This is a genomic window from Nonomuraea sp. NPDC049141 (assembly GCF_040648415.1).
In the GTDB taxonomy this organism is placed as follows: Bacteria; Actinomycetota; Actinomycetes; order Streptosporangiales; family Streptosporangiaceae; genus Nonomuraea.
In genome coordinates this window covers 83,240-103,839 of record NZ_JBEZDR010000033.1, presented here as the reverse complement: position 1 = coordinate 103,839, position 20,600 = coordinate 83,240, and the positions used below count along the sequence as shown (strand labels likewise).

The 20,600-nt window shown below is 69.4% G+C and carries 15 protein-coding genes and 1 pseudogene; 12 read left to right on the top strand and 4 right to left on the bottom strand.

The genetic code is table 11. The features are described 5' to 3' along the window. Positions 1 to 70 precede the first annotated feature (70 nt). The 5 genes and pseudogenes from AB0B91_RS58595 (at position 71) to AB0B91_RS58575 (ending at position 5,651) form a co-directional block, all read left to right on the top strand. Positions 71 to 1,057, top strand: coding sequence for a DUF1838 family protein (locus AB0B91_RS58595; RefSeq protein ID WP_358340795.1), 987 nt, complete (start codon positions 71 to 73; stop codon positions 1,055 to 1,057). Between the two features lie 39 nt (positions 1,058 to 1,096). Beyond that, positions 1,097 to 1,651, top strand: coding sequence for a hypothetical protein (locus AB0B91_RS58590; RefSeq protein WP_358340793.1), 555 nt, complete (start codon positions 1,097 to 1,099; stop codon positions 1,649 to 1,651). Between the two features lie 289 nt (positions 1,652 to 1,940). After that, positions 1,941 to 2,985, top strand: a pseudogene (locus AB0B91_RS58585) (arabinofuranosidase catalytic domain-containing protein); the annotation flags it as partial. Next, positions 2,974 to 3,543 carry an AbfB domain-containing protein gene (locus AB0B91_RS58580; protein WP_358340899.1) on the top strand — a complete coding sequence of 190 codons (570 nt, stop codon included), beginning with the start codon at positions 2,974 to 2,976 and terminating at the stop codon, positions 3,541 to 3,543. The pseudogene AB0B91_RS58585 and the gene AB0B91_RS58580, both read left to right, overlap by 12 nt. A 95-nt stretch (positions 3,544 to 3,638) precedes the next feature. Beyond that, on the top strand, positions 3,639 to 5,651 hold the full coding sequence (locus AB0B91_RS58575) for a hypothetical protein (RefSeq protein ID WP_358340792.1): 2,013 nt from the start codon (positions 3,639 to 3,641) through the stop codon (positions 5,649 to 5,651). On the opposite strand, the gene AB0B91_RS58570 is transcribed toward AB0B91_RS58575, so the two are convergent. Continuing rightward, a complete protein-coding gene (locus tag AB0B91_RS58570; RefSeq protein ID WP_358340790.1) occupies positions 5,633 to 7,588 on the bottom strand; it encodes a hypothetical protein in 1,956 nt (651 codons plus the stop codon). The genes AB0B91_RS58575 and AB0B91_RS58570 overlap by 19 nt on opposite strands. Positions 7,589 to 7,658: 70 nt before the next feature. Further along, positions 7,659 to 9,947, bottom strand: coding sequence for a hypothetical protein (locus tag AB0B91_RS58565; protein WP_358340788.1), 2,289 nt, complete (start codon positions 9,945 to 9,947; stop codon positions 7,659 to 7,661). 172 nt (positions 9,948 to 10,119) lie between these two features. Here AB0B91_RS58565 and AB0B91_RS58560 point away from each other — a divergent pair, with 172 nt between their 5' ends. The 7 genes from AB0B91_RS58560 to AB0B91_RS58530 are packed head-to-tail and all read left to right on the top strand — an operon-like array spanning position 10,120 to position 17,954. Beyond that, entirely contained in the window at positions 10,120 to 11,484 is a 1,365-nt protein-coding gene (locus AB0B91_RS58560; RefSeq protein WP_358340786.1) for an extracellular solute-binding protein, read from the top strand. Further along, positions 11,481 to 12,347, top strand: coding sequence for a sugar ABC transporter permease (locus AB0B91_RS58555; protein WP_358340785.1), 867 nt, complete (start codon positions 11,481 to 11,483; stop codon positions 12,345 to 12,347). Before AB0B91_RS58560 ends, AB0B91_RS58555 begins: the two co-directional genes overlap by 4 nt. A 32-nt stretch (positions 12,348 to 12,379) precedes the next feature. Continuing rightward, positions 12,380 to 13,192, top strand: coding sequence for a carbohydrate ABC transporter permease (locus AB0B91_RS58550; protein WP_358340783.1), 813 nt, complete (start codon positions 12,380 to 12,382; stop codon positions 13,190 to 13,192). Beyond that, positions 13,189 to 14,037, top strand: coding sequence for an NAD(P)-dependent oxidoreductase (locus tag AB0B91_RS58545; RefSeq protein ID WP_358340782.1), 849 nt, complete (start codon positions 13,189 to 13,191; stop codon positions 14,035 to 14,037). Before AB0B91_RS58550 ends, AB0B91_RS58545 begins: the two co-directional genes overlap by 4 nt. Then, positions 14,034 to 15,290: an enolase C-terminal domain-like protein gene (locus AB0B91_RS58540; protein WP_358340780.1), complete on the top strand. Its 1,257-nt coding sequence runs from the start codon at positions 14,034 to 14,036 to the stop codon at positions 15,288 to 15,290. The genes AB0B91_RS58545 and AB0B91_RS58540 overlap by 4 nt, the downstream gene beginning before the upstream one ends. 25 nt (positions 15,291 to 15,315) lie before the next feature. Then, positions 15,316 to 16,356: a LacI family DNA-binding transcriptional regulator gene (locus tag AB0B91_RS58535; RefSeq protein ID WP_358340778.1), complete on the top strand. Its 1,041-nt coding sequence runs from the start codon at positions 15,316 to 15,318 to the stop codon at positions 16,354 to 16,356. After that, complete coding sequence (locus AB0B91_RS58530) at positions 16,353 to 17,954, top strand: FAD-dependent oxidoreductase (protein ID WP_358340776.1); 1,602 nt, start codon at positions 16,353 to 16,355, stop codon at positions 17,952 to 17,954. The genes AB0B91_RS58535 and AB0B91_RS58530 overlap by 4 nt, the downstream gene beginning before the upstream one ends. Positions 17,955 to 17,958: 4 nt before the next feature. On the opposite strand, the gene AB0B91_RS58525 is transcribed toward AB0B91_RS58530, so the two are convergent. Both AB0B91_RS58525 and AB0B91_RS58520 read right to left on the bottom strand, forming a co-directional pair. Further along, positions 17,959 to 19,242: a hypothetical protein gene (locus AB0B91_RS58525; RefSeq protein WP_358340774.1), complete on the bottom strand. Its 1,284-nt coding sequence runs from the start codon at positions 19,240 to 19,242 to the stop codon at positions 17,959 to 17,961. Between the two features lie 15 nt (positions 19,243 to 19,257). Next, a complete protein-coding gene (locus AB0B91_RS58520) occupies positions 19,258 to 20,592 on the bottom strand; it encodes a peroxidase (protein WP_358340772.1) in 1,335 nt (444 codons plus the stop codon). Positions 20,593 to 20,600: the final 8 nt, after the last annotated feature.

Below are 20,600 nucleotides of genomic sequence, written 5' to 3'. Positions count from 1 at the left end.
TGAGGCCGGGTCTCGGCAACTGAAATGATCAGCGTAGTCCCTGTTACCCCTCTGTATCGCAGGAGCACTCTTGTTCAAGCGTCGTGGTTTGACCTTGTCCGCAGCCCTCACCGCGCTGTTGGTGTGCGTCGCCGTTCCGGGCGCGTCGGCGGGCGAGCAGTCGGATGATCCGACAGATCCGGGGCCGGTCTACAAGACGGTGACGGACAAGAGCGGGCTGCTGTCCTTGCAGACCAATGGGCGGCCGGACGGGCGGGACATGGTCTTCCGGATTTCGGGAGCCGTTTACGCCAACATCGAGGGCAACGCTTATGACCCGCAGCTGCGCCATGGCCAGAAACTGTTCAACGTCGAGGGCTACAACATCCGGCGGCTCTATCGGGTGCCCGGCACCACGCAGCTCTACCAGCTCTCCCGCGAGATCGTGTTCTACACCGACCCCGCCGACCCCACGAAGATCCTGCGGGAATGGAAGAACCCGATCGACCTCCGGACGTACCCTGTCGTTCCCATCAACAACGACGCGGTGAACTTCGGTCCGTTCAACGTCACCTCCTCCTACGTCGGCCCGCCCCTGCGGCAGATGTACGACGAGACGGAGTGGACCAGCGACATCCCGGTTCGCACGGACCTCAAGCTCGCGTTGGGCGAGTCGTTCGGCCTGGTGAAGGGCGTTTACGCGGCTCAGGAGATGTTCGACTTCTACGTCGACTCCCGCGAGGTCGAGGCCCGCACCACCGCGGGCGGCGTCCCCAACGGCGCGATGAAGACCAAGATCAGCTGGTCCAGGACGAGCCCGTGGGCGCCGTTCATGTGCCTGCCGGAGACCGACGTCCGCGGGCAGCTCACCTACCACGCCCGCAGCTGGTCGCTGCCGTCCTACCTGGACATCGAGCCGTGGCTGCGTGCGGAGGTCGAGGCCTCCTACCCGCTGTTCAAAGCGGCTCCCACCGCGCCCGGTCCGAGCGAGAACTCCTGGACCTCCTTCTACAACAAGCAGCTGGGCAAGGGTGCCACCACGTGGGCCGACTGGTGCGCCGCCAACGGAAAAGCCTGACTTTCGAACTTCTCTGACATTCCTCGCATCAGACTGGTCATGAACTCACCCGCCGAGTACAAGACCAGCCGCCGACTCCGTGCCTGGGCGGGGGCCGCCGCCATCGCGACCTCACTGGCGCCGTTCCTCGTCATGGGCACCGCCACCGCGGACAGCACGGCCGCCGTCGCGAACGGGTTCGACTGGGGGCCCGTGGTGGAGCGGGCGCTGCACTGCCTCAAGCATCGGCCGGAGGACACCTGGTACGTCGTGCGGGCCCGCGTCGCCGCCGTGGGCGACCTGACGGGTGACGGCAAGCCCGAGACCGTGGTCGTGTCGTCATGCCCGAGCCCCACGTCGGGCAACCCCGTGATCTCCTTCGTCTACGACGGTGGCGCCAAGCGCTCGGCCCCTCGCCTGCTCGGCGCGTTGGGCAAGAACCGCTACTTCAAGTCCCAGACCGTGACCATCCGGAAGGGTCAGGTACACCTGCGGGGCAAAGTGGTCAGCGACCGGGCCGCCAATTGCTGCCCCGATCTGATCGTCAGCCAGACGTACAAGTGGAACGGCACGAAGTTCCTCAGGACGGCCGAGAAATCGACCCGCATCTCGTGATCCCCGGCTCGGCGCATGAAATCTCTCAGCGTTCGTTGCACGGAGCGGGATAGCCGTTCTTCCGAACATGGTCACGAAAATGCCCGTGGCCGTGGCCACTAGCTCCTGGATCGCATGAGCATGGACGCGAACCTTCCGGCCGCGGCATTTTCATGACCCCACTGAAACCTTGACGCACATGCGCTTCCGTTTCATAGTGAGCCAGTCACTCCAAGCGCATCTTCGGAGGTCGTACAGAACGCAAAAATGTTAGCGCTAACAAAGCACCTTCCTTTCCGTTCCTGCCGTGATGTCGCAGGTCGGCGGGGCATCTCCCGGCATCGCGGCGCCCCCTGAAAGGCAGTGGTCAGTCATGCTCAAAAAGGCACTGTTATCCGCGGGTGCGGCCGTCGCGCTCGTCGCCGGCCTGCTGGTCGGCGTCTCCACGCCCTCGCAGGCCGCGACGTCGCTCGCGTGTGACATCTACGCCGCCGGCGGTACCCCCTGCGTGGCGGCGCACAGTACGACCCGCGCGCTGTACGCCGCCTACAACGGCCCGCTTTACCAGGTGCGCCGCTCCTCGGACAACACCACCCGGGACATCGGCCTCCTGAGCGCGGGCGGATATGCCAACGCCGCCACGCAGGATTCTTTCTGTTCCGGTACGACCTGCCTCATCACCATCATTTACGACCAGTCGGGTCGCGGTAACCGCCTCACCCAGGCGCCCCCCGGTGGATTCTCCGGCCCGGCCGCAGGCGGATATGACAACCTCGCGGTCGCGACCGCGGCGCCGACCATGATCAATGGGCACAAGGCGTACGGCGTCTACGTGGCTCCTGGCACCGGATACCGCAACAACAGCACCAACGGCATCGCGAAGGGCGACCAGCCCGAGGGAATGTACGCGGTCTTCGAGCACGCACTACAACGGCGGCTGCTGCTTCGACTACGGCAACGCCGAGACCAACAGCCGGGACAACGGCAACGGCACCATGGAGGCCATCTACTTCGGGAACATCAAGGTCTGGGGATACGGCACGGGCAACGGCCCCTGGGTCATGGCCGACCTCGAGAACGGCCTGTTCTCCGGAGTGAACGCGGGCTACAACGCCAATGACCCGACCGTGAGCCACCGGTACCTGACCGCCATCATCAAGGGTGAGCCGAACCACTGGGCGATCCGGGCCGGCAACGCGCAGTCGGGCAGCCTGTCGACCTACTACAACGGACCGCGCCCCAATGTCTCGGGCTACAACCCGATGAAGAAGGAGGGGGCGATCATCCTCGGGATCGGCGGCGACAACAGCAACGGTTCCGCCGGCACCTTCTACGAAGGCGTGATGACGTCGGGCTATCCGACGGATGCCACCGAGAACGCGGTGCAGGCCGACATCGTCGCCGCCGGATACACGACGTCGAGCGGCGGCGGCACGCCCGGTACGCTCACCCCCGGCTCGTCGATCTCGCTACGGGCGACGACGTCCTGCTGCACGACCCGCTACATCCGTCACCAGAACGACCAGGCCGTCACGTCGGTGATCACCTCGTCCAGCTCTTCTGTCGACAAGAGCGACGCCTCGTGGATCGTGCGCAGCGGCCTGGCCAGCAGTTCGTGTGTGTCGTTCGAGTCGAGGAACTACCCCGGCGACTACCTGCGCCACCAGAACTACCAGTTGTACCGGCAGCACAACGACGGCAGCACGCTGTTCGCCGCCGACGCCACCTTCTGCCCGCAGACCGGCAAGAGCGGCCAGGGCACCTCGCTCGCCTCCTACAACTTCCCGACCCGGTTCATCCGCCACTACAACAACATCGTCTACATCGCCAGCAACGGCGGCTCGAACTCCTTCGACAGCGCGACCTCGTGGGCCGCCGACGTGAGCTGGTTCGTCGACCAGCCCTGGGCATAGCCGAGCGGAGTCGTCCCCGGGCCACAGCGCTGATACGGGCGGAACCGTAATGCCATTCCCTTGACGGTCCCATGCCTGCTTCTTAGATTTCGGTCATGACCTTAATAAGGCGAATCGTGGTGGCGGGGATCGCCGTCACCACGCTCCTGGGTGTGGCGGCCCCCGTCAACGCGGGTGTGGGCAAGGTGACCGATCTCGGTGTCCCGCTGCAGGACGTGCTCCTCCTCGGCGGCGTCGTGGCTCCAGGCCCCGAAGGCCGCACGGTGCTCTGGGGTGCCTCCTCGGGCACTCCCGCCCACCTCAACGCCGTCGACCCGGCCACCGGCGACGAAAGCGGCCGGTTCGACCTGCCGGGCGCCGCCGGGGCCTGGGCGGTGGACGCGACGCCGGACGGCAGCCTCTACGCCGGTACGTACGGTGACGGCCGCCTCTACCGCTGGACCCGCGAGAGCGGCGTCGCCGACCTGGGCCGCCCCCTGCCATCGGAGAACTTCATCTGGTCAGTGGCGGCCGGCGAGGGCGCGACCGTCTACGGCGGCACGTCACCGGGCGGCCGGCTGTTCGGCTACGACCCGGCCGGCGGCGTCCGCGACTACGGCCGGCTGTCTCCGGCGCACGCCTACGTCCGCAGCGTCTCCTACGCCAAGGGCAAGATCTACGCGGGTACGGAGGGTCCGGCGGCCGTCTTCGAGGTGGACGCCGCCACGGGCGTGGCCGAACGGCTGCCCGACCCGCCAGGGCTCGACCTCGCCGGCAAGTGGGCCTACGACGTCAACGCCGCGGGAGGCTTCCTCTACGTCAGGTTCGGGGGCGCTTTCCCGGGGCCGTTGCACGTGTGGGACATCGCCGCTCGTACCTGGACGGACGCCATCGAGTCGGCCCACGGCCTCGACGTGTCGCCGCCGGACGATCAGGGCCGCGTCTACTTCGTCAAGGCCGGCGAGCTGGTGGGCTACGACCCGCGCACTCGTACGGTGACGGGGACCGGCATGCCGTTCACGGGACGGGTGGCGAACACCAGGGGCATCGGCTGGGCGGAGCTGGGCCTGCCCGACTACCCCGGCAAGAGCCTGGTCGGGCTGCTGTGGCGGGGGCTGATGTTCCGCTACAACCCGCAGACCGGCGCGCGCTCGTTCGTCCAGACCGGCATCCAGGGCGAGCCGATCGACATCACGGCCATCGCCGACGGCCCGGACGGCCGCGTCTACACCGGCGGTTTTCTCAACGGCGGGTTCGCCGCGCTCGACCCGAGGACGGGGGAGCGGACCGAGTTCCACACCTTCTCCCAGAGCGAGGCCATGACGGCGCACGCCGGCAAACTGTACGTCGGCGCCTACCCCGAGGCCAGGGTCTACGCCTACGACCCCGCGCTGCCATGGAACAGCACCGAGTACTCACCCAGTCCGGAGCCGGGACCGGAGCCCAACCCGGCCAGGCTGTTCGACCTCGCGGCCGACAAACAGATCAGGCCGCGCGCCCTGGTGTCGGCGGGCCGCTACCTGGTCGCCGGCACGATGCCCGACCTCGGCAACCTCGGCGGGGTGCTGGCGGTGTGGGATCCGAAGAAGGGCGCGCTGAAGTACGCCCGGCGCAATGTGATCCAGGACCAGAGCATCGTGTCGCTGGCCTACCGCGACGGCGTCGTCTACGGCGGCACCTCGATCTACAGCGGCCAGTCGGCCACCCCGCCCACACAGCCCGAGGCCAAGCTGTTCGCCTGGTCGGTCCGGGAAGACCGGCTGCTGTGGGAGATCGTCCCGGCGCCGGGCAAGCCGGCCATCCCGGCGCTCACCTTCGACCGCCTCGGACGGCTGTGGGGCATCGCGGGCGGCGAGGTGTTCAGGGTGAACGTCGCGGCCCGCAAGGTGGTCTCCACGATCACCCTCTCGTCGAGTACGAGCGCGAGCGGGGCCCTGGCCCTCAACCGGGTGGACGGTCTGCTCTACGGCGCGCACGCGGGGACGGAGGTGTTCGCGCTGAACCCGATCAACGGGCGGCGGACGGTGTTGCGGCAGGGACCTGTGCACCAGCTGGCGGTGCACAGGTCCGGAGACGTCTACTTCGCCGAGGGCCCGCGGTTGTTCAAATATCAGCCACAGAGCCGGTAGGTATAGAAGTTCTCGAAGCGTGACAGATACATGTGTTCGTCCGGGCCCTTGAGCAGGATCGAGATCGGGCGGGCGATGAGCGTGAGCGTCATCGCCGCCCGGTCGATCCGGTAGGCCTTGCCCTGCACCTTGCCGTACAGCATGCCGTCGCGGCCCAGCTCGATGTTGGTGTCGAGCCAGACCTGCGTGGCGGTGGACCAGGGGTAGGTCTGGTGCTTCACGGTGCGCAGGACCGTCCCCGTGGCCGGATCGAGCTCGAAGAGCGTGTCCGGCGAGAGCCCCCAGAGCTTGCCTTCACCGTCGAAGGTGATCGAGCCGAGCGACAGATCGCCGGGCACCGGGGTGCTGGTCCACTTGAGGGTGTCGGTGGCGATGTCGTAGGCGAAGGCGTGGGCGGCGTCGCCCTGGGGCGTGCTGGTGCCGCCGAACGCCGACGTCGTGCCGTACAGGACGCCGTCGCGGTAGGCCAGGGCGATGATGCTCTGGCCGGGGATGAGGTTCCGCCTGATCACCGACTTGCCGGTGGCGGGGTCGAGCAGTCCCAGCGCGCCGCCGACCGTGCCGGCCTTGGGCACGGTGCCGAAGGCGAGCCAGTCGCCGGCCGAGACCATCGCGAACGGCCGGTCCTGCTCCTGGTCGGCGAGGCCGAGCAGCAGCCGGGGTTCGGTGCCGTCGAACTCGTAGATGCGGGCGCCGGGATAGACACCGAGGTAGAGCTTGCCCTTGTGGGTGACGATGCCCTCGCTCTGACCGACGTTCGGCCAGAACTGTGACGCGCCGGTCGCGGGGTCGTAGGCGGCCAGGCCGCCGGTGAAGAAGCCGCCCGCGTAGACGCGGCCGTCGGGGCCGATCCCCATCGACCTGATGGAGACGGGCTGGCCGGTCAGCGTGGAGTCGAACAACCTGCCCCGGCCGCTCTTGCGGTCGTAGTGCCACATGCGGCCGGTGGAGGAGGTGCCGACGAGCGTGCGGCCCATCCAGCCCAGCGGCCGGGCGGCGCCGCCGCCGAAGTCGGTGAAGCCGAGCCTGGTGGTCTTCTTGCGCCTGATGTCGTAGACGGCAAGCTCCTCGCCCTGGAACAGGTAGACCTGGTGTCCGTGCGCCCCGCCGCCGACGGTGAGGCTGTCGACGTCGTCCACCACGTCGCGCCACCGGTTCCTGACCAGGTCGTAGACGCCCATGGGGTTGGTGCCGGTGGAGGTGGTGAAGCGGACCAGCAGGTGACCGGCCACGACGTCGAGGTCGTAGGCGTAGCCGCTGCCGTCGATCGGTGGGTCGATCACCTTGATCAGGGTGCCGTCGGGCTTGAGCACCGCTACCTTCATGCTCGCGGCGCCCATGCCCGCGTAGATCGTGCCGTCCTTGGCGATGGCGAGGTCGCGTATGTACTGTTCGCCGGGCACCGGGCTGCCCAGGTCCGCGATCTTCCCGGTGGCCGTGTCGTAGCGAAAGAGCCGGCCGTTGGGTGAGGTGCCGCCATAGACGGCCGAGCCGTCCGGGCTGGCGGCCACGGTCCACACGAACGTCTCGCCCGGCACGGCGATGCCCAGCTCGCTGACCAGGTCGGTGGCGGGGTCGTAGCGGAAGAGCCGGCCCATGGCCCCGGCCGTGGCGTTGTAGCTCCCCACGTAGACGGAGTGATCGGGGGCCACGGTGACGGCCCAGGAGCCGAGCGCGTACGGCAGCGGCCGCTCGGCGATCAGGGCGGCGTCCGCCGCGTTCCTGATGCCGAGCATGGCGGGGCCGGACGCGCTGGAGGTGACCGAGTAGACGCGGTCGCGGTCGCGCGCGGTGCCCGCGGTGGTGGCGCCGGTGAGCGGCAGAGTGCCCAGACTCTGGAAGCCACAGCCTGTCGGAGGTGCGGCTGCAGCGGTTTCGGCCTTGACCGGAGATGTGAGGGAGAGTGCAATGGCTAACGCAACGGCGAGGATGCGCATGGGGCCTCCGATGAGAAGATAACGGCCTTGACCGTAATTCGTCGGCAGACCCCCTGGCAAGATGGTGCTCTCAGGGCAGCTGGTCAGGTGTCTCCGTCAAGCCGTAGTAGATACGCGGGGCGCCGTCCAGGTGGACCTTGACCTTGCCGTCGCGGGCGGTGAGCCGCCGTTCCCTGCCGATGCAGTCGAGCTCCCTGACCGAGCTCCCGGCTGCGGCCACCTTGAGCTCCGTCTTGGTCGGCCAGCCGTCCACCCACGGTTCCGGCGCGGCGAACCAGGTGGAGTCCGGCGCGTGATCGGTGTTGAGCAGGTAGCCGTCCTTCCTGCTCCACAGGATGGAGACGGGTCCTTCCGGCGTGTTGAACAGCAGCCCCTTCAGGTCGGGGTCGGCCGGCTTCAGCCAGCGGACGAACGTCGCCTGGTCCAGCACCTGTGCGGCGGTGGCGTAGGCGAGCATGGACGGCTTGGCGCTGGTGTCGCGGTTCATGAGGCCGTAGTGGTACTCGGGGTTGGCCGGGTCGGCCAGCTGCGGTTTGCCGAGGACGCTGTCGTGCAGTTGATACCAGTTCACGCAGCGCACCCCCTCGGCCATGGCCAGCGCCAGGGTGAGCAGGACGTTCTCCGCGGCCTGCCGGTAGGTGTCGTGCCACCAGCTGTTCGGCTTCGTGCAGGCGTAGGCCTCGGTCAGCCACAACTCCTTGTGCCCGTACTCCGCGATCGTCTCGCGGGCCTTGCGCAGGCCGCCGAGGAAGTTCCAGTAGGAGCCGTTGCCGCCTTGCGTCCACTCCTCAGGAGGCGGCGCGTAGTCCGGCGTGAAGTTGCCCCTGCCTGGATGGAAGGCGAACCCGTCGATGAGGTCCCAGCCGCCGGCATCGTGGAAGTTCTTGGTCCAGACGTGGTCCATACCGGCCAGACCGGCGTTGAGCACCTTGGTGGGCGCCCCTGCGGCGGTGAGCCGGTCGCGTACCGGGCGCAAGCCGTCCCGTACGTAGGCAGCGGCGGTCTCGCCGCTCATCCACGGCTTGTTCACCTCGTTGGCGACCTCGAAGTAGCCGGCACCTGAGCTGATCGCCTTCTGCGTGTTCGTGTCGGCCCAGGCGGTGACCTCGGCGGCGGTCCCGCCCAGAGGGATCCCGGCGAGCTCGATGTTGTGACCGATCCCCGCCGCGTCGAGGGTGGCGGGCGGCAGGCCCGGCCCGCCGTCGTAGGAGATGCGGACCCGCTGGATGCCCAGGCGTTTCATCAGTCCCACGACGGCGGCGGCGTCCGGCTTGAGCAGCCAGGGGTAGTTGGCGATGCCGAACATGCTGTCCGCGCCCGCCTGATAGGTATGCGGCGGCAGGACGGCGAGGTTGGTGCGGGCGAACGCGCTGTCCGTGCCCGCGGTGGCCTTCACCTCGGTGAACACGATCCCGCGGGGTGGTGAGGTGACGGTGAAGGTCTGCGTCCACGTGGCTCCCGCCGCGACCGTGCCGGTCACGCTGCCCTTGGCCAGCGTCCTGCCGTCGAAGTCGCGCGCCCACCACGACAGCTTCACGCTGCGGGCGGCGCTTCCTCCGTTGGCCACCTCCGCGTGCAGGGCCATGGCCTGGCCGCCGGCGTCCCAGAGGGAGAAGGGCTGGTCGGTCCAGACCTCAACGCCGAGGGGCAGGCCCGCGCCCATGGTGCCGCCCGCGGCCGGTCGCATCGAGCCGAGCACCAGGTCGGCCTCCGTCACGGCCGCGCTCGCCGTCCCGGTGCCCGGCGCGTGGATCCAGGTGGCGTTGGTCCAGGCAGGGGTGGTGGCGGCCAGCCGGAAGTAGGCGCGGGTGTCGGCCCAGGTCTCCTGGTAGACGACCCCGGCATTGCTCTCGTACGGCACTCCGCCCCCGGCATCGCGGTTCCACGTCGTCAACGCGGCGAAGGACTCGGGCGCCGAGGGCGAGACGACGGCGCGGCCGAGCATGAAACCGGCCGGGATCAGCGTGGTCGAGCCGGCGACCTCCCAACGGAGCTTCGCGCGGTGCGGCGCGACGCGGAAGACGCCGCGGACGGTGATTCCCTCGGCCGCGGTGGGGAGCGTGTAGTCGACCTGGATGGCCTGCGTGCCGTCCTGGAGTGTGACGAGCGACGGCGTTCCGCCGGTGGTGCGCTGGATGCCGGTGACGGAGTCCTTGGTCATGAACCCGGTGAGCCTGACCCGTTCGACGCCGCCGCCGTCGCGGACGGTGATGCCGCCGTCGGTGCCGGCGGTCAGTGTGATGCCGTCAGCGGAGATCGAAGGGGTATCGGCCTTGGCCGGGGCCGTGGGAAGCAACGCTCCTGCGAGTCCGGCGGCTACGGCTCCGCCGAGGAAGCGGCGTCGGGGGATGTCAGACATGAAGATCTCTTCCCTGTCGACCTAATGCGGATTAGGGAGATGTGTACTCCGGCTGAAACGAGAGTGTCAAGGGTGATTTGTGCGCATCACGTAATCTGGCGGTAACGCCTTGACACCGTCTCCTAATGCGGATTAGATGCCACCTAATCCGCATTAGGCCAGAGGAGTCGCCATGGATGTATCAGCCTCCAGAAGGTGGATGGCGGGGGCGCTCGTGCTCGCCGCCGCGACGGCGGGCTGCTCGTCCGGCTCGTCGGGTGAGGACTCGGGCAAGACCGCCATCACCGTGGCGGGCATGCCTCCCACCACCGCCGCCAAGACCCGCAAGCAGTTCCTCGACGCGGTCGCCGCGTTCGAGAAGGCCAACCCCACCATCAAGATCAAACCGACCGACACGCAGTGGGACGCCAGGACGTTCGCGACCAGGCTGGCCGGCGGCAACGCGGAGACGGTGCTGACCGTGCCGCTCACCGAGCCGCCGGGGCTCATCGCCCGGCGCCAGGTCGCCGACCTCAGCGCCGAGATCAAGAGCCTGCCGCACGCGGGAGACTTCGACCCGCGCGCGCTGGCCCCGGCGACCGGCGCGGACGGCAAGGTCTACGGCCTGCCCGTCACCGAGTACGCGCTGGGCCTGGTCTACAACCGCGCCCTGTTCACCAAGGCGGGGCTCGACCCGGACCGGCCACCGGCCACGTGGGACGAGGTCAGGGCGGCGGCCAAGAAGATCGCCGGGACGGGTGCGACCGGATACACGCAGATGACGGTCAAGAACACCGGCGGCTGGATCCTGACCGCGATGACCTACTCCTTCGGTGGGCGGATGGAGAAGCAGGAGGGCGACAAGTACGTGTCCTCCCTCCTGGACGGCCCGGCGGAGGAGGCGCTGCGGCACCTGTCCGCGATGCGGTGGCAGGACGACTCCATGGGCGCCAACCACCTGCGCACCCAGCAGGACGCGGAGCGCGACTTCGCCGCCGGCAAGATCGGCATGCTGATCGGCACCGTGAACAGCTACAACCGCTACACCACCCTCTACTCCGGCAAGCCGGACGACTTCGGCATCGCGGCGCTGCCGCAGCAGGGTGCGGGCAAGGCGACGCTGCTGGGCGGCCTGGTGGCGGCCGTCAACGCCAAAGCCACAGCCGCGCAGCGAGCCGCCGCGGTGAAGTGGATCGACTTCTACTACCTCAAGCCCAACTACGACCCGGCGGCCGCCGAGCAACTGGCCGTGGCCAACGCGGCGGACAAGCTGGCCGTCGCCCTGCCCACGCTGCCGTTCTACGGCGTGTCGGTGGCGGGCCCGGTGAACGCCGCGATCGCCAAGCACGCCAACATCCCGGTGTCGAACTTCGCGCCCTACGTGAAGGACACCGACAAGCTGGAGTACGTCGTCGAGCCCCCTGTCGCCGCCCAGGATCTGTACGGCGCGCTCGACACCGCCGTGCAGGCCGTTCTGACCCGTAAGGACGCCGACCCGCGCGACGAGCTGACCAAGGCGGCGGCGCGAGTCGCGCCGCTGCTCGAGAAAGCACAGTGACCCGGTCCAAAGGCGTCGCGGCCGCGCTGTTCCTCATCCCGACGGTGCTGGTCTTCGGCCTGTTCTCGTGGTGGCCGATCATCCGTAGCGTGGTGCTCGGCTTCCAGCGGACCAACCTGGTCGAGGCGGCGACGTTCGCGGGCCTGGACAACTTCCGCACCCTGCTCGCCGACCCCCTGCTGGGCATGGCGGTGCGCAACACGCTGCTGTTCACCGGTCTGGCCCTGCTGATCGGCTTCCCGCTGCCGATCTTCCTGGCGGTGCTGATGTCGGAGTTGCGGCGCGGCTCCGGGTTGATGCGGGTGCTGGTGTACCTGCCGGTGGTGGTGCCGCCGGTGGTGGCCGTGCTGATGTGGAAGTGGTTCTACGACCCGGACTCCGGCCTGTTCAACCAGTTGCTCGGGTTGGCCGGGCTGGGACCGTACCCCTGGTTGCAGTCCACGGGCATGGCGATGCCGAGCCTGGTCCTGGAGGCGACCTGGGCGGGCGCCGGCGGCGCCGTGCTCATCTACCTGGCCGCGCTGTCCGGCGTGCCCACCGAGCTGTACGAGGCGGCCGAACTGGACGGGGCGTCGGTGTGGCGCAGGTTGTGGCACGTGACGCTGCCGCAGCTGCGGCCCATCCTGCTGATCATGCTGCTGCTCCAGGTGATCAGCACCTTCCAGGTGTTCACCGAGCCGTTCGTGCTGACCGACGGCGGGCCGGAGGACTCGACGGTCACGGTGCTGCTGTTGATCTACAGGTACGCCTTCGTCAACGGCGACTACGGCACGGCGGCGGCGCTGAGCGTGAGCCTGGCCGTGGTGCTGGCGGTGCTGTCGGCCGTATACCTGCGGCTCACCAGAACGTGGGGGACGAAGTGAGAGGAGTGATCTCCGACACCGAAAGGCGCGGGATGCGCCTCGGCTTGGGCACAACCCAGGTGCTGCTCATCGTGGCCCTGGTCCTGGAGGGTGCCGGGCCGATCTACTGGATCTTCAAGGGCGCGATCTCCTCCACCCAGGAGTCGCTGCGCCGGCCGCTGGCCCTGTGGCCGGCGGACGTGCGATGGTCGAACCTGGCGGAGGCGTGGACGACCCTGGAGGTCGGCCACTACCTGACGAACACCGTCGTACTCGTCGGCGGCTCCTGGTTCACGCAGCTGTTCGTCGCGACGACAGGCGCCTACGCGCTGTCGGTCCTGCGGCCCTCTTACGGCAAGTACGTCTATGGCGCGGTCCTGGCGACGTTGTTCCTGCCTGGCACGGTCTCGATGGTCTCGCTGTACCTGACCGTCCTGGACCTGTCCATCGCCAACACCCCGCTGTCGGTGTGGTTGCCCGCAGGGGCACACGCCTTCAACGTCCTGCTGGTCAAGCAGTTCTTCGACGGCATCCCCAAGGAGCTGTTCGAGGCGGCGCGTCTTGACGGCGCCGGGCCGTGGCGGATCTTCACCCGGCTGGTGCTGCCCATGTCGCGTCCGATCCTGGCCGTGGTATCACTGCTGGCTGTCATGAACGCGTGGAAGGACTTCCTCTGGCCCATGATCGCCCTCACCGACACCGAGAGCCAGCCGCTGGCGGTGGCCCTGCCCCGGCTCGCGGACACCTCGGACCAGGCCCTGCTCATCGCCGGGATGCTGATCGCGATCATCCCGCCCGTTGTGGTGTTCCTGCTGTTCCAGCGGCAGATCATCCGGGGCATCGCCTTCACGGGGCTGAAGGGATGAGGGTCCTGGTCACCGGTGCGGCCGGCCGCCTCGGTTCCGCCGTACTGACCGAACTCGCCTCGCGGGACATCGCCGTGACCGCGCTCGTCGCGGAGGATCCCGGCCCGCTGGCGGCGGAGCGGGTCGTCGTGGGCGACGCCCGTGATCCGGCCGCCGTCCGCTCGGCCCTCGAAGGGGCCGACGCCGTCGTCCACACGGCGGCGCTGGCCTCGCCCGAGGTGGCGGCGCCCGAGGTGGTGTTCTCGGCCAACACGCTGGCGACGTTCGTCGTGCTGAACGAGGCGGGGGAGCAGGGGGTACGGCGGGCCGTGATCGCCAGCAGCTTGTCGATCACTGGTCTGCCCTTCGCCAGGTCGCGCCCGAGCCCGCCGTATCTGCCGCTGGACGAGCTGACGCCGTTGCGGATCGAGGATCCGTACGCGCTGTCCAAGCAGGTGGACGAGGCCACGGCGGCGATGATGCACCGGCGGCACGGCATGACCGTCGTCGCGCTGCGTTTCCCCTTCCTCGGCGACCGGGCCAGGCTCGCCGCGCGCGCGGAGCGGCTGGCCAGGGAGCCCGCGGCCGGGGCCACGGAGGTGTGGAGCTACCTCGACCTGCGCGACGCCGCGCGCGCCTGCCTGCTCGGGCTGACGGCTCCGCTGCACGGCGCGCCGGTCGTCTTCGTCGCCGCGCCCGAGACGCTCGTGACGACTCCCACCGAGGAGTTGCTCGTGACACACCACCCCGGCGTGCCGCGTCGTACGGCGTTTCCCGGCAGGACGGTGGCCATCGATCTCGAACCGGCCAGGCGGCTGCTCGGGTTCACCGCCTCGCATCCGTTTCCAGAGGAGCGACAATCATGATCATGCCGGAGACGCAGGCGCCGTGGGAGGCCAGGGACGGGCTGCGCATCACCGGTGTGCGCACGATCGTCACCGCCCCGGGCGGGGTGCCGCTCGTCGTCGTGCGGGTCGACACCTCGGAGCCCGGCCTGTACGGCCTGGGCTGCGCCACCTTCACCCAACGCTTCCACGCCGTGGTCGCCGCGATCGAGCAGCACGTCGCGCCCATGGTCATCGGCCGGCATCCGGCCGATATCGAGGACATCGGCCGGATGCTGCATTACTCCTCGTACTGGCGGGGCGGGCCGGTGCACAACAACGCGCTGTCCGGCATCGACCAGGCGTTGTGGGACATCGCGGGCAAGCGTTTCGGTGTGCCGGTGTACGAGCTGCTGGGCGGGCGGGTCAGGGCGGCAGCCGCCGTCTACACCGGGGCTCGCGGTGGCGAGATCGAGGAGTCGATCGAGCGGGCCGCCGCGCTCGCCGAGAAGGGCTACCGCTACGTGCGGCTGCAGGCGGGCGGGCCGGGGCTCGGCACGTACGGCGGCGTCGGCACGCCCGGCGGGTATCCCGGCAGCCCCCATCCTGACGGCTGGGACGTCGGTCACTACCTGCGGACCACGCCGCGGTTGTTCGAGCGCGCCCGCGAGGTTCTCGGTGATGAGCTCGGCCTGCTGCACGACGCGCACAACCGGCTCACGCCGAAGGAGGCGGTGGTGCTCGCGCGGTCGCTGGAGCCGTACCGGCTGTTCTTCCTGGAGGACCCGCTCGCGCCCGAGCACTTCGACCGGCTGCCCGAGGTGCGGGCGGCGGCGCCGATGCCGATCGCCTCCGGCGAACTGGTCTCCTCGGTGACCGACGCGGCGCGTCTCATCACCTCCGGTGGCGTCGACTACCTGCGCCTGCACGTCTCGGCCGTCGGCGGGCTGACGCCCGTGCGCAAGCTCGCCGCGTTGTGCGAGCTGACCGGGGTACGGACGGCCTGGCACGGGCCGCCGGACGTGTCGCCGGTGGGTGCCGCGGCCAACGTCACACTCGACGTCACCAGCCCCGCGTTCGGGATCCAGGAGGCGCACGTCTACCCGGAGACCGTGCACGAGGTGTTCCCGGGAACGTTGCGGACGGTCAACGGCTACATCGCCCCCTCCGACCGGCCCGGCTGGGGTATCGACCTCGATGAGGACGCCGCCAGGCGATATCAGCCGGAGACGCACCTGCACGAGCGGTGGGCCGCACAGGTGCGCAGGCCGGACGGCGGGATCGAGGCTCCGTGATCTACTACTTTTTGGGGGATATGCCATGAGTCGCCCTCGTCAGGCGGACATCGCTCGACTGGCCGGCGTCTCGCAGCCGACCGTGTCGCTGATCCTCGGCGGCGGCGCCGCCGCCGTGGGGATCGCCGAGGAGACCCAGCGCAAGGTCATGGAGGCCGCCGCGCAGCTCGGGTACATGCCCGACCCGATCGCCACCCGCCTGGCGGCCGGGCAGAACAACCTGCTCGGTCTCTACACCTTCACCTCGACCTTCCCCACCGAGATGTCCCACGCCTACTACCCGTTCCTGGTGGGCATCGAGGAGGAGTCGGCGGCGCAGGGCTACGACCTGCTGATGTTCATCGCCTCCAGCATCACGGGCGAGCGCCCGCACGCCCAGGTGCTCAACCGGGTACGGCTGGCCGACGGCTGCCTGTTCCTGGGCAGGCACCTGCCCGTGCCGGAAATGGATCGCCTGCTGGCCACCGATCTGCCCGTCGTCTACATAGGGCGGCACGACGAGTTCGGCGACCGCCTGCCCTACGTCGGCGCTGACTATGTCTCCGCGAGCGCCGCCGTGGTGCGGCACCTGGCGGGGCTCGGCCACGAGCGCATCCTGTACGTGCGCGAAGCCGACGAGGCGATCACCTCCGTCGACAGGGAGGCGGGCTTCAGGAGCGGCATGGACGAATGCGGGCTGGCGGCCGCGGTGGTGCGCACCGACGGCACCGACCTGACCCCTGAGCGGTTGCGCGCCTGGCGCGAGCAGGGCGTCACCGCGATGGTCACCGAGGCCACCGACACCGACGCCGCCCACCGCGCCCTCCTGGTGGCCGCCGAGCGCGCGGGTCTCCGCTTCCCTGACGACCTCTCCTTGGCCACGCTCGGCGACCCTCGCGACCGCGCGGCAGGTCTCACCGGCTTCGCCGTACCCCGTCGCGAGATGGGGGCCGCGGCTGTCCGGCTGCTCACGAAACTCATCGCGGGAGACCGTACGGTCCTCAGGCACCAGCTCATGGCCTGCGAGCTGGAGCCAGGCGAGACCGCGGCACCTCCCCGCCAGCCCTTGGAAAGGCACCACCCATGACCGACATCCTCATCGTCGGCGGTGGGCTCGGCGGCGTCGCCGCAGCCCTGGCCGCCTGCCGCGCGGGCCACGCCGTCGTCCTCACCGAAGAGACGGACTGGATCGGTGGCCAGCTCACCGCGCAGGCCGTACCCCCTGACGAGCACCCGTGGATCGAGAGCTACGGAGCCACCGCCACTTATCGTGACGTGCGCGGCTCCATCCGCGACTACTACCGGCACTGGTACCCCATGACCGGCGGCGCACGGCGCTGGCGCGAGCTGAACCCCGGCGCCGGATATGTCAGCAAGTTGTGCCACGAGCCGCGCGTCTCCCTGGCGATCCTCAAGGCTATGCTGGCTCCCCACCTGGCCGCCGGGCGGCTGCGCGTCCTCCTGGAACACCGCCCCGTCGACGTCGAGGTGGACGGCGACCGCGTCAGGGCCGTCACGCTGCTGGACACCCGCTCCGGCGACTCGCACACCATCGCCGCCGCCTATGTCCTCGACGCGACGGAGACCGGCGAGTTGCTGCCGCTGGCGAAGACGGAGTACGTCACGGGCGCGGAGGCCAGGAGCGAGCACGACGAGCCGCACGCGCCGGAGGAGTATCAGCCGCTGAACATGCAGGGCATCACCTACTGCTTCGCCGTCTCGCACCACGAGGGTGAGAACCACGTCATCGACCGGCCGGTGGACTACGGATTCTGGCGCGACTACCGGCCAGGCTTCTGGCCCGGGCCGCTGCTCGGCTTCAGCGCACCGGACCCACGCACCCTGGAGCCCGAAGCCCGCTGGTTCGACCCCAACCCGCCCGGTGACCCCCGCGGAGTGCTGGCCGACCAGAGCGCCCAATCAGGGGACAAGGACCTGTGGATGTTCCGCAGGATCCTCGCCCGCGACCTGTTCGAGCCCGGTTTCGCCGCTTCCGACATCACTCTGGTCAACTGGCCGCTGAACGACTACTGGCTACGCCCGATCATCGAGGTGGATGCCGACACGGCCGCGCTGGCGCACCGGGAGGCCAAGCAGCTGTCGCTGTCCCTGCTGTACTGGCTCCAGACCGAAGCGCCCCGTCCTGACGGTGGCACCGGTTTCCCCGGGCTCCGGCTCCGCCACGACGTGGTCGGCACCGCCGACGGGCTGGCGAAGTCCGCCTACGTCAGGGAGTCGAGGCGCATCCGCGCGGTCACCACCGTCACCGAGCACCACGTCTCCAGGGCCATCGTCGGTGACCGCGGCACGTTGCGGCACCATGACTCCGTCGGGGTCGGCGCGTACCGCATCGACCTGCACCCGTCGACCGGCGGGGACAACTACATCGACATCGCCAGCGTGCCCTTCGAGATCCCGCTCGGCGCGTTGCTTCCGGTCACGATGCGCAACCTGCTGCCCGCGGGGAAGAACCTCGGCACCACGCACATCTCCAACGGGTGTTTCCGCCTGCACCCGGTGGAGTGGAACGTGGGTGAGGTCGCGGGCCATCTGGCGGCGTACTGCCTGCGCCGGGGGGTGGAACCGCAGGAGGTCAGGGAGCGGGAGGCGCTGCTGGAGGAGTTCACCGGGGAGCTGGACAAGATCGGGGTGGAGCGCCACTGGCCGGCGCCTGCGGGCTACTGAGCCTTCAGCCCGTAGGTTCCGATGCGCGATAAGCGGCGGCCAGATGGTCCTGGAGTTCGGCGTGCCGGAACTGGTAGATCGGGCCGACCGCGCGCAACAGGCCGAGGCGGTGCGCGTCGTCCAGGAACAGCATCAGCTTGCGGGGAAGCCGACCGGCCAGGGCAAGACGGATGGTAGCGATCAGGTACGCCATCCAGGCGTGGTGATGCCCGGCCGCGAGCCCGGCGGTGAGACCGAAGGCGAGCGCGTACACAAGCCCGGCCGAGAACCCGAACGCGGGGGTCTCGGTGAGCCCGGCTGCGAGCCCGGCTGCCAGGCCGCCCGTCAGGGCGGCACTGAAGCCGATCGTGCCGGCGCGGACGAGGTTGAGCGTCCGGTCGGCTCGCCAACTGGTCAGTGGGGTGCTGGCCTGCCCCTCCGGGGTCGGAGCCTCCGCCCAGGCGGCGAACCCCGACGCGGTGCCGTGGGCGAGGCCGACCGCGAGCGCGGAGACGGCCCCGGCGACGAGGGTGGAAACGACGGAACCGACGGTGAGCCACATCAGGATCACCATCGCCAGCCCGGCGGCCAGGCCGAAAACCAGGCCGCGCACCGGGGTGGTGCGGCGGGGCCAAGGTCCGGTGGCCAGGGCCGTGCCGAGAGCGAACACGATGATGGCGAAGACGAAGCCCGCGAGCAGGGTGAGTGAGCCGATCAGCGCGATGACGGCCCGCCAGTTGCCGACCAGCATGCCCACCAGCACGACGAGGAACGTCACGTTCGACACCACGGCGGCCACGGGATGCCACGCCTGCGCCGTGGACGCGGCGTAATGGCGGACGATCAACCCGACGGCGAACGGTACGAGCTGGAGGACCGCCACGGTCAGCATCAGCGTCGCGACGTCGAGCGAGACCCCACCACCCACGTTCGCGGTCTTGAGGATGACATTGACCGTCGGCCCGAAGGTGACGCTGCCGATGGCGGCCAGCAGCACCTGCGTCGCCGCACCGGCGACCACGTCGCCGTTCTGCACCATGGCGAGTTTCGCGCCGAACGGTCCGCCAGGTGAGGACGCGACGAGCAGCAGCGCGATGAACGAGGCCGCGGGCAAGCCGAACAGCGCGGCGACACCCCAGCCGAGGAGCGGGACGCACACCAGGTTGGCCAGGAGTACCAGCAGGAGCAGCGGGAGGTCGGTGAAGACGGTACACAGCGCCGGCAGGGTGGTCGCGAGACCGGCGGCGAACATGGTGGCCGCTATGAAGACAACGGTGACGGCGTTGAACAGCAACTGAAGTGTGTTCATGTGGATCCCAGGTCCTCAGTCTGTGAGGTCACCCAGCCAGCGCAGCGCGGTCAGTCCCGGCATGAAGCAGTATTCGCCGCCGCGTGTGACGACGAACCGCGGCAGCGCGACCAGGCGTCGCCGTACGGGACGCCGGGGAATGGTGAAATCGCCGGAGCCGTCGTGGGCACCGATGACGGGATCCCTCGCGTCGCCCGCGCCGAAGAAGACGCCGTCGTTCATCCATTCGGACTGGGCGAACTCGAACTGCCGCCCCAGGTGCGCCCCGACGAAGGCGAACATCAGCCCGCGATCGGCCCCGTCGTCTTCCAGGACGCCCTCGGGCAGCAGCGGGCCGTAGGCGGTGCCGCGTCTGATCATTCGGTGCAGCCTCGGCACTCCGGCCACCGCCGCGTCCCGGGGGTTGCCCCGTCGGATGTGGCTGCCACCGGGAGTGGCGAAGCCGGCCGGATCGTCCTGTTCGTACAGGAAACTGTTGTTGCGGTACGGGTCGGCGCCGAGCGTGGGATCGTCGTGCAGGGGGCAGAGCGCCAGAGGCGCGCCGCTGCGCCAGCGGCCCATGATCTTGGCGGCCAGGAGTTCCTCGTCCTCGGGGCTGGTGGCGTTGTCCTTCAGGTAGCGCCGGAACAAGGCGACGCGCTGGTGGAGCTTGCGGAAGACCACGTAGGTGCCGTTGCGGCCGAGCGCCTCGGGCTTCGGCGTCTGGATGCCGCCGAGCTCGTCAGGGTAGCCGAGCACGAATTCGCCGGCCTTGAGGGGCACCTCCAGCTTGTTGGATCCGGCGATGCCGCTGCCCTCGACGGCCGGATGGCTGATGCCGTCGCGGTAGCCGAAGGGTTCGGTCTCGGTGGGCAGCGCGTGGCAGTTCTGACGCCAGATGGCCGTCACACCGGGGAGGGCGTCGTAGGCCGGGCGGGCACGGTCGATGGCCGCCTCCAGGTGCGTGCTGTCGGGAGCGAGTGCCACCAGCACCACGTGCACCTCGGGCGTGCCCAGCGGCGCCTCCCAGTGCTCGGGGGCGCTCTCGCCGACGTCGCCCAGCGCCTTGGCGCGTGCGGCCATGCCCTGCCGGAACTCCCAGGCGAAGGTCTCCAGCGACTCCCGCGGCACCCCGAGCGCCTTGAGGCCGTGATAGGTGAGCGCGACACTGACCCAGGTCTCGCCCAGCGGGCTCACCGTGTCGGCGGCCGAGGTCGTCACGGCGCCGACCCGCCGCATCAGCTCCCGTCCGCGGTCGCGGTCGTCGATGCGGAACAGGATGTAGGTCGCCGCGTACGGGCTCGGCCGGGGGCTGAGGACCCCGCGCTGGATGTCGTCGAGTTCGAGCTTGACGTGGGTTCGCTCGCTCACCGAAACCC